Annotated in this window: 11 protein-coding genes; 7 read left to right on the forward strand and 4 right to left on the reverse strand. The window is 70.6% G+C overall.

Going from position 1 to position 12,756, the window contains the following annotated elements:
• The first annotated feature begins 123 nt into the window (after nt 1–123).
• Nucleotides 124–1,092, forward strand: a complete 969-nt coding sequence (locus IEY60_RS04380) for a YihY/virulence factor BrkB family protein (RefSeq protein ID WP_373291675.1) — start codon at nt 124–126, stop codon at nt 1,090–1,092.
• On the opposite strand, the gene IEY60_RS04385 is transcribed toward IEY60_RS04380, so the two are convergent.
• The gene (locus tag IEY60_RS04385; RefSeq protein WP_189024012.1) at nt 1,062–1,301 is read right to left on the reverse strand and encodes a DUF3039 domain-containing protein; all 240 of its coding nucleotides are present in this window, start codon (nt 1,299–1,301) and stop codon (nt 1,062–1,064) included. The genes IEY60_RS04380 and IEY60_RS04385 overlap by 31 nt on opposite strands.
• Before the next feature lie 83 nt (nt 1,302–1,384).
• Between IEY60_RS04385 and IEY60_RS04390 the strand changes: the two genes are divergently transcribed.
• On the forward strand, nt 1,385–1,798 hold the full coding sequence (locus IEY60_RS04390) for a DUF3099 domain-containing protein (protein ID WP_189024014.1): 414 nt from the start codon (nt 1,385–1,387) through the stop codon (nt 1,796–1,798).
• Between the two features lie 4 nt (nt 1,799–1,802).
• Here IEY60_RS04390 and IEY60_RS04395 read toward each other — a convergent pair whose 3' ends face one another.
• The gene (locus IEY60_RS04395; RefSeq protein WP_189024923.1) at nt 1,803–3,068 is read right to left on the reverse strand and encodes an MFS transporter; all 1,266 of its coding nucleotides are present in this window, start codon (nt 3,066–3,068) and stop codon (nt 1,803–1,805) included.
• Between the two features lie 318 nt (nt 3,069–3,386).
• Between IEY60_RS04395 and IEY60_RS04400 the strand changes: the two genes are divergently transcribed.
• The 3 genes from IEY60_RS04400 to IEY60_RS04410 all read left to right on the forward strand — a co-directional run bounded on the left by IEY60_RS04400 (nt 3,387) and on the right by IEY60_RS04410 (nt 6,855).
• Nucleotides 3,387–4,115 carry a VOC family protein gene (locus IEY60_RS04400; protein WP_189024016.1) on the forward strand — a complete coding sequence of 243 codons (729 nt, stop codon included), beginning with the start codon at nt 3,387–3,389 and terminating at the stop codon, nt 4,113–4,115.
• A gap of 81 nt (nt 4,116–4,196) precedes the next feature.
• Nucleotides 4,197–5,717, forward strand: a complete 1,521-nt coding sequence (locus IEY60_RS04405; protein WP_189024018.1) for a DUF7782 domain-containing protein — start codon at nt 4,197–4,199, stop codon at nt 5,715–5,717.
• A 169-nt stretch (nt 5,718–5,886) separates the two neighbouring features.
• The gene (locus tag IEY60_RS04410; RefSeq protein WP_189024020.1) at nt 5,887–6,855 is read left to right on the forward strand and encodes a sigma-70 family RNA polymerase sigma factor; all 969 of its coding nucleotides are present in this window, start codon (nt 5,887–5,889) and stop codon (nt 6,853–6,855) included.
• Nucleotides 6,856–6,954: 99 nt separating this feature from the next.
• Here IEY60_RS04410 and IEY60_RS04415 read toward each other — a convergent pair whose 3' ends face one another.
• The gene (locus IEY60_RS04415; protein WP_189024022.1) at nt 6,955–9,702 is read right to left on the reverse strand and encodes a bifunctional acetate--CoA ligase family protein/GNAT family N-acetyltransferase; all 2,748 of its coding nucleotides are present in this window, start codon (nt 9,700–9,702) and stop codon (nt 6,955–6,957) included.
• The gene (locus tag IEY60_RS04420) at nt 9,695–10,936 is read right to left on the reverse strand and encodes an acetoin utilization protein AcuC (protein ID WP_189024024.1); all 1,242 of its coding nucleotides are present in this window, start codon (nt 10,934–10,936) and stop codon (nt 9,695–9,697) included. The genes IEY60_RS04415 and IEY60_RS04420 overlap by 8 nt, the downstream gene beginning before the upstream one ends.
• Nucleotides 10,937–11,065: 129 nt before the next feature.
• On the opposite strand from IEY60_RS04420, the gene IEY60_RS04425 reads away from it, so the two are divergent.
• Both IEY60_RS04425 and galE read left to right on the forward strand, forming a co-directional pair.
• A complete protein-coding gene (locus IEY60_RS04425; RefSeq protein ID WP_189024026.1) occupies nt 11,066–11,752 on the forward strand; it encodes an iron-dependent transcriptional repressor DtxR in 687 nt (228 codons plus the stop codon).
• Between the two features lie 3 nt (nt 11,753–11,755).
• Entirely contained in the window at nt 11,756–12,736 is a 981-nt protein-coding gene (gene galE / locus IEY60_RS04430) for a UDP-glucose 4-epimerase GalE (protein WP_189024028.1), read from the forward strand.
• Nucleotides 12,737–12,756 lie beyond the last annotated feature (20 nt).

Here is a 12,756-nt window from a genome sequence, read left to right on the forward strand (position 1 = left end):
CACCCACCGCAGGCGCACCAGCCCAGCGGTGCCCCCGCGCTGCCCGCGGCGCCCGACGAGCCCGTTGGGCAAAGTCCCCGCGAACACCCATGGTGGGTGCGCCGGCCCGCCGCGGCGTGGCGGCTGGTAGTCCGGGTGGCGCTCAAGAGCTGGAACAACTCCATTTTCGCCAAGTCCGCGGCGGCCGCGTTCTGGCAGACGCTCTCGCTCGCGCCGCTGCTGCTCGGGCTGCTCGGCAGCCTCGGCTACGTGGGTGGGCTGTTCGGGCCGGACACGGTGCAGATCGTGGAAGCCAAGATCATCGCGTTCAGCCGGGAGTTCTTCAGCCCCTCGGTCGTCGCCGACCTGATCGAGCCGACCGTCGACGACGTGCTCGGCCGCGGTCGCGGCGCGGTGGTGTCGGTGGGTTTCGTGCTGTCGCTGTGGGCGGGATCCTCGGCGATGGCGACCTTCGTCGACGCGATCGTGGAAGCCCACGATCAGCAGGACGCCCGCCATCCCGTCTGGCAACGGATCTTCGCGCTGCTGCTGTATGTGCAGTTCCTGGTGGCCGCGGTGCTGGTCCTGCCGGTGATCGCGCTGGGACCCACCCGGATCGGCCGGGTCCTGCCCGACACCTGGCGGGAACCCGGGCTGCGGTTGATCGACACGTTCTACTACCCGATCGTCGGCCTGCTGCTGATCGTCGGGCTCACCACGCTCTACAAGCTGGCTCTGCACAAATCGCTGCCATGGCATCGGCTGTTCGGGGGCGCGCTGGTGGCCGGGGTGTTCTTCATGGGGGCCAGCGATCTGCTGCGGCGGTACCTGTCCTGGATCACCGCCACCGGCGTGAGCTACGGCGCGCTGGCCACGCCGATCGCGTTCCTGCTGTTCACCTATTTTCTCGGCTTCGCGGTGATTCTCGGCGCGGAGTTCAACGCCGCGGTGCAGGAGTTCTGGCCCGCGCGGGCGACCAGGATGGAGCAGGTCAAGGAGTGGCTGACCAGTCAGGTGCGCGGCGACGACGAATCGGCCGACGCCTCACCGGAGGCGCCGGCCACACCGGCCGGGGAACCCGCTCAGTCGCCGCCCTTGCGCAGACCGTCGTAGACCTTCTTGCAGTCCGGGCACACGGGCGATCCGGGCTTGGGCGAGCGCGTCACCGGGAAGACCTCACCGCACAGCGCGACGACCATCGTGCCCATCACGGCACTCTCGGCGATCCGGTCCTTCTTCACGTAGTGGAAGAACTTGGGGACGTCGTCGCCGGTCGTCTCGTCGGTCGTGGTTTCCGGGCGTACCAGAGTGTCTGTACTCACGCCTTCCATGATGCCGCATCCCGGCCGTGCTCCGCTGACCAGCCGCGTGTGCGTTCGCCCGAGCCGAGTGGGAGACTCGGGGTATGCAGTCCTACGGCGAGCCCTCCGGCGCCGACGAGCCGACCCCGGACCCGGAGGTGACCAGGCCCGCCGCGCCTAGCTCGCGCGGCTACTTCCCCGGCGCCGATGCCAAGCACCCCGTGCTCATCACCGAGGCCGCGCCCTCGCTCGACGATCAGCATCGCGCCAGGGTGCGCCGCTACACGATCATCATGGCGTTCCGCATCCCCTGCCTGGTCCTGGCCGCGATCGCCTACAGCGCGTTCGAGAACCCGTTGCTGTCGATCCTGATCATCGTCGCCTCGGTGCCGCTGCCGTGGATCGCCGTGCTGATCGCCAACGACCGGCCGCCGCGCACCAAGAACGAGCCGAGCCGCTGGGACGGCCGTAACAACCAGATCGCCCTGGAATCTCGGTCGCACAAGGCGATCGAATAGCGGTCTACGCGGTTTTCGCCGGTCGGCGCACGAGCAGCGACATCAGTGCCGCGAGCCCGCACAGGGCGCCCGCGAGATACCAGGCCAGGTCGTAGGAACCCTGCAGGTCGCGGATGAGCCCCGCGCCGGTGGCGGCGACGGCGGCGCCGACCTGGTGGGCGGCGAACACCCAGCCGAAGGCGATCGGGCCGTCGGCGCCGAACAGTTCCCGGCACAGCAACACCGTCGGCGGGACGGTCGCGATCCAGTCCAGACCGTAGAAGACGATGAACACCCACATGCTCGGCTGGGTGTGCGGGCCCAGCAGCGAGGGCAGGATCAGCAGCGACAGCCCGCGCAGCGAGTAGTAGCCCAGCAGCAGGTAGCGCGGGTCGACCCGATCCGAGAGCCAGCCCGAGGCGATCGTGCCCGCCACGTCGAAGATCCCGACCAGCGCCAGCAGTCCGGCCGCGGTGGTCGGCGGCATCCCGTGATCGTGGGCAGCGGTGACGAAATGCGTGCCGACCAGGCCGTTCGTCGATGCCCCGCACACCGCGAAACCGCCTGCCAGCAGCCAGAATCCGGGCCTGCGCGCGGCCGCGGCCAATACCTGTAGCGCCCGGCCCGCGCCGCCGGTACTCGGGACCCGCGCCCCGGCGTCCGAGCCGGGCGGTGCGCCGTAAGCCCGCACCCCGGCATCGCTGGGGTAATCGCGCACGAACAACCACACCAAGGGCACCACGGCCAGCGCGACCGCGGCCACGATCACCGACGGCAACCGCCAGCCGTGCGCGTGCGCCAGCATCGACACCAGTGGCAGGAATACCAGCTGACCGGTCGCTCCCGCCGCGGTGAGCACGCCGGTGACCAGCCCGCGGCTGCGCACGAACCAGCGCCCGGTGATGGTGGCGACGAACGGCATCGACATCGACCCCACGCCGATCCCGACCAGCAGCCCCCAGGTCGCCACCAGTTGCCAGGCCTGGGTCATGAACACCGTCAGCCCGCTGCCCGCCGCGATCAGCACCAGCGCCGAGCACACCACCCGCCGGATGCCGAAGCGATCCATCAGGGCGGCGGCGAACGGCGAGATCAGGCCGTAGAGCAGCATATTCAGCGAGACGGCGGTGGAGATGGTGGCGTGCGACCAGCCGAACTCGGTGTGCAGCGGGTCGATCAGGACGCTGGGCACCGAGCGGAAGGCGGCGGCGCCGAGCAGGGCGACGAAGCCGACGCCCGCCACGATCCACGCGGGATGGAGGGTCGTTCGACCGCGCGGGGCCGCGTCGATCTCGCCGTCGACGGCGTCCGCGGGTCGCTGGGCCTGGGTGTCCGTGGCGGAATGCGGTGCGGGGACGGCCCGGTCGGCCGAGTCGTCGTCGCCGGTGGACGACAGGGGCGCGCGGAGATCGGTCACCCGAAACAGGGTGCCGGATCTGTGCGACACGAACGAGTGGCCGGTATGCCATCTTTCATCGATATCCTGCCAACGGATCTTCCGGGCCCATCGAGTTCGCTCGTTTCTCGTGTAGCTCGGGGGAATCCAGTCGACAGCGCACGGAAGGACGCCTACCGTTCGTGGCGGGCGGCGGACTGGCAGGGAGACAACATGATTCGCTGGATGTGGGCGTTCCTGGATCGGCCTGCCGACAGATTCGCCGACTGTGTCCGCTTCTGGGCGACCGTCACCGGCTCGACGGTGTCGGCGCCGCGCGGCGCGCACGACGAATTCGTGACACTGCTGCCTGCCACCGGACCGGCCTGGGTCAAGATGCAGGCGGTCGGTGACGGTGGGGGCATCCACCTGGATCTCGACGTCGACGACATTCCCGCCGCGGTGGCGACCGCGACCGGGCTCGGCGCACACATCGTCCTGGTCGCTCCCGACTACGCCGTCCTCGAATCCCCTGCCGGACAGACGTTCTGCTTCACCCCGGTCAAGACCGACGTGCCCCCTCCGGTCACCGTGTCGACAGCACCGGACGGCACCGTGACCCGCCTCGACCAGATCTGCCTCGACCTGGCCCCCGCCGACATCGCGACCGACACCGCCTTCTGGCGATCGCTGACCGGCTGGACCCACCAGCCGTCCCGCCGCCCCGAATTCTCCCGGCTACGCGGCGACGACGAGCCACTGCAGCTGTTGCTCCAGCGCCTCGACGACCCCCGTCCGGCCGCCGCGCACGTGGATCTGGCCTCCACCGACATCGCCGCCACGGCGGCCTGGCACGAATCTCTGGGCGCGGACCGCGTCGCCGACGGCGAGCGCTGGATCGTCCTGCGCGATCCCGGCGGCGCGCTCTACTGCGTCACCGGCCGCGACCCGTACACCGGCTGAGAGCCCGGCACGCACACCACGCCACGACACGCGGTCCGAGCGGGTCGTTCGCCCGGTGCGCGGCCCTGGCACAGTAATCGGGTGCCTACGAACCCCGCCGCCACCTCCGGTTCCCCGCTCACCGCACTGTGCCCTGCCCTGCGCACGGCGCTGATCCGGGTCGGCTACGACGCCGACACGCTGGTCGAGGCGCTCGGCCCCGATGTGCATGCGGCACTGGGCCGGTCGGAGCCGGTGCCGGTGCGCCGGGCCGCGCGGGCGGCCGGTGAGCTGGGCACGCTGATCCGGCTGCTGCTGCTCGGCGACGCGCTGCCGGAGCGCGAGGTGGCTGCGGCGCTGGCACCGGTGCGCATCGACGACGCCGTCGCGGCGGGTCTGCTGACCCGCGACGGCGACGAGCTCAGCGCCGCACTGGATCTGCGTCCGCTCGACACGGGTTCGGGCACCCGCTGGATCCTGTCCGACCTCGACGATTCGATGCGCAGGCGCACCCTGACCGAGGACCACGTGCTCGGCGTCGGGCACGCGTCGCTGTCGCTGCTGCGGGCCACGCCGACCGTCCCGGTGGGCACGGTGCTGGATCTGGGGACCGGTTGCGGCGTGCAGGCCGTGCACGCCGCGGGATACGCGGGCCGGGTCACCGCCACCGACGTCAACGCGCGGGCGCTGTGGCTCGCGCAGGCCACGGCCGCACTGAACGAACTCGACATCGAACTGCTCGAAGGGTCCTGGTTCGAGCCGGTGGCGGGCCGCCGTTTCGATCAGATCGTGGCCAATCCCCCGTTCGTCGTCGGCCCGGCGCGCATCGAGCACACCTATCGCGACTCCGGGCTCGCGCTCGACGGCGCCAGCGAGCTGGTCATCGGGCAGGCGCCCGAGCTGCTCGCGCCCGGCGGCACCGCGGCCATGCTGGCCGCCTGGGTGCATGTCGAGGGCCAGGACTGGCGGCAGCGGGTGTCGTCGTGGCTGCCCGAGCATGGCGTCGACGCCTGGGTCGTGCAGCGCGATGTCGCCGACCCGGCGCTCTACGTCGGCACCTGGCTGCGTGATGCGGGTCTGGACCCCCGCGATCCGGCCGCGCAGGCCCGCGCCGAGCAGTGGCTGGAGGCGTTCGACGCCGCCGAGGTCGAGGGCGTCGGCTTCGGGTTCGTCTACCTGCACGCCATCGACGGCCCGACCGAACTGATGGCCGAGGACCTCGTGCACGGTTTCGACGATCCGCTCGGCAACGAGGCGGCGGCCTATTTCGCCAGGTCGGCGTGGCTGCGCGCCGTCGCCGCCGACGACAATCTCGCCTGGACATCCCGTTTCGCGCCGAGCCCGGCGACCGCGCTCGAACGGGTGTATCTGCCCGGTGAACACGGCTGGACCGAGGAGGTGGCCCGGCTGCATCGCGGTGACGGTCCCCGCTGGCAGCACGAGGTCGACGAGTCGACGGTCGCGCTGGTCGCGGGAATGCGGCCCGATGGTCTGCCGTTGTACGAACTGCTCGAACTGCTCGCTCTGGCCGACGGCGCCGAACAGGTGACCCCTGAATTCGCCGCCCAGGCCCTCGGCGTCGTCGCCGGACTGGTACGCCATGGACTGGTGCGGCCCGTCTGAGCCGAACGGCGGTGGGGCCGAGTTCCGCACCCGGAGCTCTTCTCAGGAACTTCTCAGCCGTAAGGGTAGGAATCCGCAGCTCAGAGCGGTTTATCACCGACGGGATCGGGAACTTTCTCTAAGTCGGGTCCGTTGATCGGAGTGAGACACCACCGACAGGAGGCAAGTCATGACAAGCCCCGCCACTACTCGTGTGCGCCCCAGCGAGTCCGATATCGACGCCCAGAGCCCCGCAGCCGACCTGGTACGCGTGTACCTGAACGGAATCGGCCGCACGGCACTGCTCACGGCGGCCGACGAGGTCGAACTGGCCAAGCGTATCGAGGCGGGCCTGTATGCCCAGCACCTGCTCGAGACCGGTAAGCGGTTATCGGCGACCCGCAAGCGTGATCTGGCGATTCTGGTCCGTGAGGGGCAGTCCGCCCGCTCGCATCTGCTCGAGGCCAACCTGCGCCTGGTCGTTTCGCTGGCCAAGCGCTACACCGGCCGCGGCATGCCGTTGCTCGACCTGATCCAGGAGGGCAACCTCGGACTCATCCGCGCGATGGAGAAGTTCGATTACGCCAAGGGCTTCAAGTTCTCCACCTACGCCACCTGGTGGATCCGTCAGGCCATCACCCGCGGTATGGCCGATCAGAGCCGCACCATCCGCCTGCCTGTGCACCTGGTCGAACAGGTCAACAAGCTCGCCAGGATCAAGCGTGAACTGCACCAGCAGCTCGGTCGCGAGGCCACCGACGCCGAGCTCGCCAACGAGTCGGGCATCCCGGTGGAGAAGATCGCCGACCTGCTCGACCACAGCCGCGACCCGGTAAGCCTGGACATGCCCGTCGGCAACGACGAGGAGGCCCCGCTCGGCGACTTCATCGAGGATTCCGAGGCCACCTCCGCCGAGAGCGCCGTCATCGCGGGCCTGCTGCACCACGACGTGCGCAGCGTCCTCGCCACCCTCGACGAGCGCGAACAGCAGGTCATCCGCCTGCGCTTCGGCCTCGACGACGGCCAGCCGCGCACCCTGGACCAGATCGGCAAGCTGTTCGGCCTGTCCCGCGAGCGGGTCCGCCAGATCGAGCGCGAGGTCATGTCCAAGCTGCGCAAGGGTGAGCGCGCCGACCGGCTGCGCGCCTACGCCAGCTGATCCCCTACTCGACGGCCCCCTAGGGGTCGTCTGCCGAAACGCCGACCGGTGTCCGCGACCACTCCCCTCCGTGGCCGCGAGCCGGTCGGCGTTGTTCGTTCAGGCCAGCCGGCGCGGACCGGTGTCGAAGCGGCTCGGTTCCGGGCCGATCCTGGCGCGGGCGTAGATGATCTCCGCCGACGCGGGCGCGGCGAGCACCGGGTCACACGACAGCTCCCGCATCTGCGGGATGTCGTCGAACAAGGCCGAAATGCGTTGCGCCAGTTCGGCCAGCGCCACCTTGTCGACCGCGGGGCCCGCCGGGCCGCCGGACAGCAGCGGCGCCGCGCGCGGCGCGTCGATCAGCGCGGCGGATTCCTCGGCGGTCAGCGGGAGGGCCCGGTAGGCGCGGTCGCCGAGCAGGTCGATGATCATGCCCGAGAGACCGAATTCGATCACCGATCCGAACGAGGGATCGTCGGTGACCCGCAGGACACAGCCGACACCCTTGGTCGCCATCTTCTGCACATGCAGCAGCGGATCGCCACAGATCGCTACCAGGTCGGTGTAGGCCTGGCGGACGGCGTCGGGCCCCCACAGATCCAGGCGCACGCCGAGCAGATCCGGCCTGCGCCGCCACAGCTCACCCGTCGCCTTCGCCGCGACCGGGTACCCGAGTTCCTCGGCCGCCGCGACGGCTTGCTCGGCGTCGCGCACGGCCCGGAACTCGACCACGTCGATGCCGTAGCACTCGAGCAGCCGCGCCGCTTCCTCGTCGGTGAGCCAGCGCCCACCCGACTCGGCCAGCCAGCCCTCCACCAGCGCCGCCGCGGCCGCGGTGTCGATGCCGGGCGGCCGGACGACCGGTGAGACGGGCCGGTCGCGCCAGCGCGCGTACCGCTCGACCCTGGCCAGTGCCCTGGCCGCGCGTTCCGGGTCGGGGTAGGACGGGATCGAGCCACGTGCCGGCGCACCGCCGGTGGTGCGGACCGCCAGGAGCTGCGGGATACCCGACTCGGCGACGAAGGTCGTCAGGACCGGCTTGTCCCGGTCCGGTGCGGCCGCCGCTGCCGCGCGCAGCGCGTCGGCGAACCCGCCCATGGGCACCGGTACCGGCGGGGCGACGACGACGATCACGGCGTCGACCTGGTCGCTGCGCAGCGCGGCCAGGACCGCTTCGCGGTAATCGGCGGGGGTGGCCTCGGGTCCCAGATCCACCGGCCCGTCGACCGGCGCGTTGCCGAGGCTGCGTTCGGTCGGCCGGGCGCCCGGCCCGCGGTCCACGGCGGTCACCGGCCGATGCACGCCGAGGCCCTCGCTGTTGGCGGCATCGATGGCCAGCCAGTTCAGTGCGGCGCTGTTGCCGACCACGGCGACCCGAGGGCCCCGCGGCAGTGGCTGACAAGCCAGCAGCGCGGCGCAGTCGAACAGTTCGGAGATGGAGTCCACCTGGATGATGCCCGCCTGTGTGAACAGGTCACGCACCACCGTGCGATCCATGTCGGCGCCCGCGGCGAGCCTGCCGCTGCTCACCGCGACGATCGGCTTGCCCCGCGCCACCCGCCGGGCCAGCCGGGAGAACTTGCGCGGGTTACCGAAGCTCTCCAGGTACAGCAGGATCACCTCGGTGTCGGCGGCGGTGTCCCAGAACTGCAGCAGATCGTTGCCGGAGACATCGGCGCGGTTGCCCGCCGAGACGAAGGTCGACAGGCCCAGGTTGCGGGCCGCGGCCTCGCCGAGAATCGCCGCGCCGAGCGGGCCGGATTGGCAGAAGAAGCCGATCCGGCCTCGCTCGGGCAGCACCGGCGCCAGGGTGGCGTTGAGGCCGACCGCGGGGTCGGTGTTGGCGATGCCGAGGGCGCTGGGGCCGACCACCCGCATCCCGTGGCCGCGGGCCGCGGCGACCAGGTCGTGTTCGGCGGCCAGACCGGCCGCACCGGTCTCCCCGAAGCCCGCGGTCAGCACCACCAGGCCCTTCACACCCTTGGCCATGCAGTCGTCGAGGACCGACCCGATCGCCGCCGGCGGCACCGCTACCACCGCCAGGTCGACCTCGTCGGGAATCTCGCGCACGGTGGCGTAGGCGCGCACACCGCGCACCGACCGCCGGTTCGGGTTCACCGGGAAGACCGGCCCGCTGAACCCGCCGGCGAGCAGGTTCGCCAGCACCGCGCCGCCCACCCTGGTCCGCTCCGGCGACGCGCCGATCACCGCCACGGAACCGGGAGCGAGCAGATTGCCGACACTGCGTGCCTCCGAGGCGGCCTCGCGCGCGTCCCGCACCGTACGCAGCGCTTCGGTGGGGTCGATCGCGAATTCCAGGTGCACCTCCGCGCCGTCGCGACTGCGCTGCAGCTGGTAGCCGGCATCACGGAACACCGTGATCATCGCCTCGTTCTCGGCGAGCACCTCCGCGACGAACGCGACCACCTCGTTCTCGGCCGCCGCGCCGGCGAGGTGTTCGAGCAGTACCGATCCCAGACCGCGGCCCTGGTGCTCGTCGGCGACGACGAAGGCCACCTCGGCCGCGCGCGGGCCGGGCCGGTCGAGCAGTTCGTAGCGGGCGACGCCGATGATCGCGTCGCCGAGCAGCGCGACCAGTCCCACGCGGTCGTGATAGTCCACGTGGGTGGTGCGATACATGTCCTTCGGCGAGATCTTCGGGTACGGACCGAAATAGCGCAGATAGCGCGTGCGATCGGACAGTCCGGTGTGGAACGCGGCCAGCGACTCGGCGTCGGCGGGCATGATCGGGCGCACCCGGACCACACCGCCGTCGGCGGCGAGCACATCGCCGTACCACTGTTGCGGTGGCTCAGGCGGATTCGCCGGTGTATCAGGAGTGTCGGGCAGCAAGGGTTCAGTCACGAGGATCCTCCGGATCGAGGCCGAGCAGGCCGAAACTCGCCCGCCGGGTGGCTGTGATGGCGGTGTCGACCGCCCGCTGGGCACGGATCTGCCCGGCGTCGCCGATCTCGGGGGTGCCACCGGGTCCGTCCCACGGCCGGTAGGCGGTATCGCCCCCGTCCCCCATGCTCGTCGGTGGTTGCACCCGCGGCGACGCGGCGCGCACCTGGTCGATCCAGTCGGCCGGGACGGGTGTCTCCGGTGCCAGCGGCCTGTCCAGTGCCGCGGCGAGCAGATGGGTCCAGGCGCGCGGGACCACCCGCACCACGCCGTATCCGCCGCCGCCGATGGCCAGCCACCGCCCTTCGGCATGGCGGTCGGCCAGCTCGCGCATGGCCAGGAAAGCCGCGCGCTGGCCGTCCACGGTGAGTTCGAGATCGGCCAGCGGATCCTCCCGATGGGTGTCCACCCCGCATTGGCTGACGATGATCTGCGGCCGGAACGCCGCCACCGCGCCGGGCACCACCGCGTGGAACGCGCGCAGCCACTGGGCATCACGGGTGCCGGGCAGTAGCGGAAGGTTGATCGAGGTGCCTTCCGCCGCGCCGAGTCCGGTCTCCGTCGGCCAGCCGGTATTCGGCCACAACGTCGCCGGGTGCTGGTGCAGCGAGATCGTGAGGACCCGTGGATCGGCGTAGAAGGCGCGTTGCACGCCGTCGCCGTGGTGGACGTCGACATCGAGGTAGGCGATGCGGTCGTACCCGTGATCGAGCAGCCACGAGATCGCGATCGCGGCATCGTTGTAGATGCAGAAGCCTGACGCCGAATCCGGCATGGCGTGGTGCATTCCACCGGCGATGCTCACCGCCCGCCGGGTCCGTCCTTCCGCGATCTCCCTGGCCGCGGCGAGAGTGCCGCCCACGATGACCGAGGCCGCCTCGTGCATGTGCGGAAAGAGCGGATTGTCGGCGGTGCCCAGGCCGTACACGGTGTCCTCGGGCGTCGGCGGCCCGTCACCGGCCCGGCGCACCACCTCGATATAGGAGCTGCTGTGCACCCGCATCAGGTCTGTCCGGGTCGCCGCGTCGGGCGCCAGCGGCTCGACACCGTCGAGGACGCCCAGACTTTCGGCCAGCGACATGGTGAACTGCAAGCGCGCCGGTTTCATCGGATGCTCGGGACTCCAGGTGTAGCCGAGGAATCGCTCGGTCCACACGACGGTCCCGGACTCTGCGCTGCGCGACGGCGTGACCATGCTCGCCACGCTAGCCGGAAGCAGCGGGCCCCGTGTGGCGTTGACATGCAGTAGAAATAGGGCCGCCGGTCCGGCGGGCGGACGGGCGTTCGCGCGTGGGTAGAATTCGTGCCGACGAAGGGGTAACAGGTGAAGGATCTGGTCGACACCACGGAGATGTATCTCCGTACCATCTACGACCTCGAGGAAGAGGGCGTGGTGCCGCTGCGGGCGCGCATCGCCGAGCGGCTCGAGCAGAGTGGTCCGACGGTGAGCCAGACGGTCGCGCGGATGGAACGCGACGGCCTGCTGCTCGTCGCGGGCGACCGCCATCTCGAGCTGACCGACAAGGGTCGCGCCATGGCGGTCGCGGTGATGCGCAAGCACCGGCTCGCCGAGCGGTTGCTGGTCGACATCATCGGCCTCGACTGGGAGAACGTGCACGCCGAGGCGTGCCGCTGGGAGCACGTGATGAGCGAGGAGGTGGAGCGGCGCCTGATCGAGGTGCTCAACCACCCGACCACCTCGCCCTACGGCAATCCCATTCCCGGCCTGGACGAGCTCGGTCTCAGCGATTCCCCCGCCGCCGAGGAGACGCTCGTTCGCCTGTCCGACCTGCCCAACGGCACGCTGCACGCTGTGGTGGTGCGCAGGCTGGCCGAGCACATCCAGACCGACCCGGAGGTCATCGGCAGGCTGCGCGAGGCGGGTGTGGTGCCCGACGCGCGTGTCACCGTGGAGACCAAGCCGGGTGCGGTGCTGATCACGGTGCCGGGGCACACCGGTTTCGAACTGTCCGAAGAGATGGCGCATGCCGTCCAGGTGAGGCTGGTCTGATTCGTGAAACTTCTGGTCACCGGCGGCGCCGGCTATGTGGGTGGCGTCTGCGCCGCCGTCCTGCTCGAGGAAGGCCACGAGGTGGTCGTCGTCGACGACCTCTCGACCGGTAACGCCGACGGTGTTCCCGCGGGCGCCCGGTTCGTCGACGGTGACATCGCGGTCGCGGCGCCGGAGCTGCTGCGTGCCGAATCCTTCGACGGTGTCCTGCATTTCGCGGCGCAGTCGCTGGTCGGTGAGTCGGTGGAGCGGCCGGAGAAGTACTGGCACGGCAATGTGGTGAAGACCCTCACGCTGCTCGAGGCGATCCGCGAGACCGCGACGCCGCGCCTGGTGTTCTCCTCCACCGCCGCGGTGTACGGCGAGCCCGAGCAGGTGCCGATCACCGAGGACTCGCCCACTCGCCCCACCAATCCCTACGGCGCGAGCAAGCTGGCCATCGATCACGCCATCACCTCGTATGCGGTGGCGCACGGCCTGGCCGCGACGAGCCTGCGCTACTTCAACGTGGCGGGCGCCTACGGCGGTCTCGGCGAGAACCGGGTCGTGGAAACGCATCTGATCCCCCTCGTGTTGCAGGTGGCGCTGGGCCACCGCAAGGCCATCTCCGTGTACGGCACCGACTGGCCGACGCCGGACGGTACGTGTGTGCGTGACTACATCCACATCCGCGATCTGGCGCAGGCGCATCTGCTCGCGCTGTCCTCGGCGCAGCCGGGCAGCCACCGGATCCTCAATCTCGGTTCGGGCACGGGTTTCTCGGTGCGCGAGGTGATCTCGGCGTGCGAGCGGGTGACCGGCCTGCCGATCGAGGCGATCGACGCGCCGCGCCGTGCGGGCGATCCGGCGGTGCTCATCGCCTCGAGCGACCGTGCTGTCGCGGAGCTGGGCTGGCAGCCCGAGCACAACGATCTCGACGAGATCGTCACCGACGCCTGGGAATTCCTGTGTTCGCTCGGCGACAAGGCACACAGCGCCCGCTGATCCGGCGGCGAAATCGACGG

It is taken from the genome of Nocardia rhizosphaerihabitans, assembly GCF_014646295.1.
Taxonomy (GTDB): domain Bacteria; phylum Actinomycetota; class Actinomycetes; order Mycobacteriales; family Mycobacteriaceae; genus Nocardia; species Nocardia rhizosphaerihabitans.